The organism is Sulfurimonas sp. (assembly GCF_027056685.1).
Classification (GTDB): domain Bacteria; phylum Campylobacterota; class Campylobacteria; order Campylobacterales; family Sulfurimonadaceae; genus Sulfurimonas.
In genome coordinates this window covers 1-3,233 of the sequence record NZ_JALUKE010000135.1, presented here as the reverse complement: position 1 = coordinate 3,233, position 3,233 = coordinate 1, and the positions used below count along the sequence as shown (strand labels likewise).

Genomic DNA, 3,233 nt, shown 5'->3' with positions numbered 1-3,233 from the left:
GCACTTTATGAGTATGCCGTTGAGCACTACTCTGCAGGTGAATTTAACGACGCAGCAGCACTTTTTGAAGTAATAAGTGGTCTAAGTAATGACAAAAAATTCTCAAAAGCTATGAAACTTCATTGGATAGCCGCAGCAGAGAAAGTGCCATTTGATGATTTTTTAGAAAAAATTGCTGACCTTGACGCTACGCAAAAAATAGGAACATTTTACATAAGTGAATTTACAAAAAAGGCACAAGAGTTGCTAGATAATTCCCAAGAAAAAGGGAAATAGTATGAAAATACACTTTATCGGCATCGGTGGCATCGGCATCTCAGGACTTGCACAATATATGCACTTTAAAGGGCATGAGGTAAGTGGTTCTGACATTAAAGACACCATCATCACAAAAAAACTGCGAGATATGGGCATCGCTATTACAGTTCCCCATGCTGCAAAAGCCATAACAGACCAAGACCTTGTCGTGCACTCTGCCATCATCAGCCCGGACAATCCTGAAGTCGTTGCTGCAAAAGCAAAAGGCATCGAAGTGCTTGCGCGCCGCGAAGCACTGCTGAAGATTTTAGATGACAAAAAGGTCTATGCCGTAGCAGGTGCGCATGGAAAGAGTACCACAAGTGCCATTTTAGCTTCCATTATGGAGGGTTCTGCCATTATTGGGGCAGAGTCAAAAGCATTTGGCTCAAATGTGCGTTATGATGAAAAAAGCGATGTAATGCTCTTTGAAGCAGATGAGAGTGATGGTAGTTTTGTAAATACAAACCCATACTGTGCCATTGTCATAAATGCAGAACCAGAGCATATGGAGTACTACGACTACAACTATGAGCTTTTTTACGATACCTACAAAACTTTTATAAACCTCTCCCCACTTAAAGTTCTAAACGCAGAAGACCCATTTCTCTCCACCCTTGTAGATACAGTAGATGCAAAATGGCTCTACCCAAGCAAAGATATAAAAAACATAGAGTTCGTTCTTATAAATAACGAACCCCACACCCGTTTTACTTTTAAAGATTTTGGCTCTTTTGATGTTTGGGGATTTGGAAAGCACATCGCCATTGATACCGCACTTGCTATTTTAGCAGCGCATGAATCTATAGATATTGAAGATATTCGTAAAAATCTTCTTACATTCAAAGGGATTAAAAAGCGTTTTGATATTGTAGGATTTGAGAGTGACAGTGTTATCATTGATGATTATGGACACCACCCTACAGAGATAAAAGCAACCTTTGAATCAGTAAAAGAGTACGCACATCTCAAAGGTTTTGACAAAATCACAGCCATTTGGCAGCCACACAAATATTCGCGTACCATAGATAATCTCGATGAGTTCATTAAGTGTTTTGATGGTGCTGCAGAGCTTATCATTCTTCCTGTATGGTCAGCAGGTGAAGCTCCTCGTGAAATAAATTTCCAAGAGAGTTTTAAAGAGTACAACCTCACAATGGCAGATAAAATCTCCCGTACAAACAATACCATCAAAGTTATCAAAGACAACAAAGACTTAGAAACCCTGGATAAGGGGCTTATTATTGGTTTTGGGGCTGGTGACATCACCTACCAAATCAGAGGAATTGCATAGTGGCGTACATAGTATCTTTTGTTCTTTTAGTAGCACTCTTTTACATACTACACTACTTTACAGAGCTTACCAAGATGCACAAAATATCCATCACTACGGCACTTTTTGTCATTATCTACGGTGCAATAGCCTACAACACCTACCAAAATAACCAAAGACAAAAACTTCTCAATATTGTCACTAAATACAAACAAGGCAAAACTATACAATGTAAAAATAGAGAAGTAAACGCAGCGACCTACTCGCTAAGCATAGGAACCTATACATTTATAGGAAAAAAGAACACCCCACATTATGCGGAAATGATAAGTGCAACAAACTGTGAATAAGACAACAACAAAAATTCAAACGCTTATAAATCAACTCGATTTATCCCAATATATTGAACAATTTAGTAGCTTTTTTTCTCGTGAGCATCCGCTCTACATCGAAGGCGACCAAGAACTCCATTTTAGATACATCAAAGAGCTTGATAAACTTGAGTTTAAAGCACCACCAAAAGTCATTGATTTTTATGAAATTCATGGACATCTTAAAAAGCATGGTCTGCTTACATTTGAGCAAATATTTGAAATAGTCAAAATCGTACGCTATTTTCGCTACTTTGCAAAACGAGAACTTGAAGGGCTCATTGGGGAGTGGATGGAGAAGTTTATCATTCCTGAGAAGTTTTTAGAGGTAGAGAAGTACTTCACACATGATGGCAAGTTTGAAGAGAATCTCGATGAAAATCTTTTTCATCTCACTGAGCGTGTAAAAGAGCACAAAAACAACATTTCAGGTGCACTCAAACGCCTGATGTCAAGCTCAAAACTAGCAGGTTATCTTGTAGATACGCAAATCCATCTTATTAACAACGAAGAGTGTCTACTTGTGCGTGGAGGATTTAACCATGTACTAAAAGGGGCAGTCCTTGGACGCTCTACTGGTGGGTTTTTCTATGTTGCACCCGATAGCATCTTAAAATCAAAAGAAAAAATCCGTTTTATAGAGCAAGAGAGAGAGGCTATCTTTTATGAGTATGCAAAAACTTTCTCTACAAAATTAGCAGAGTTACAGCCCTTTATAAAGTTCATAGACAAAGAGTTCACACGCTTTGACAACTATCAAGCGCGTGTGCTTTTTGCAAAGAGTAAAAATTTCCAAATTTTAAAAAGCAAAAAAGATGCAAAGATTGTACTTAAAGATTTCGTCCACCCTGCCCTACATAAAGCAAAACCTATTAGCGTAGATTTTTCCAAAAATATTTTGATGATTACAGGGGTAAACGCAGGTGGTAAAACTATGCTGCTCAAATCCATCCTTGCCTCTGCGTTTATGGCAAAATATATCATTCCTATGAAGCTAAACGAAGTGCATTCTCACATTGGAAGTTTTAAAGCTGTCCAAGCCATCATAGACGACCCACAAAATGTTAAAAATGACATCTCAACCTTTGCAGGGCGTATGCAACAGTTCTCAAATATTTTTGAGTACAAATCAGCCCTTATAGGTGTCGATGAGATAGAACTCGGAACTGATTCCGATGAAGCTGCTGCACTCTTTAAAGTCATACTCGATGAGCTAATAAAACGAGGACAAAAGATAGTGGTTACAACCCACCACAAACGCCTTGCAGCACTTATGGCAGACCGTGATGATG

At 38.6% G+C, this 3,233-nt stretch carries 2 protein-coding genes and 2 pseudogenes; all 4 read left to right on the top strand.

Annotated elements, in window-relative coordinates; genetic code table 11:
- A pseudogene (locus tag MVY38_RS06040) lies at positions 1-276 on the top strand (hypothetical protein); the annotation flags it as partial.
- A gap of 1 nt (position 277) precedes the next feature.
- Positions 278-1,591, top strand: coding sequence for a UDP-N-acetylmuramate--L-alanine ligase (gene murC, locus MVY38_RS06035; protein WP_297484348.1), 1,314 nt, complete (start codon positions 278-280; stop codon positions 1,589-1,591).
- A complete protein-coding gene (locus tag MVY38_RS06030; RefSeq protein ID WP_297484346.1) occupies positions 1,591-1,920 on the top strand; it encodes a hypothetical protein in 330 nt (109 codons plus the stop codon). The genes murC and MVY38_RS06030 overlap by 1 nt, the downstream gene beginning before the upstream one ends.
- Positions 1,913-3,233 (top strand): annotated as a pseudogene (locus tag MVY38_RS06025) (endonuclease MutS2); the annotation flags it as partial. The gene MVY38_RS06030 and the pseudogene MVY38_RS06025, both read left to right, overlap by 8 nt.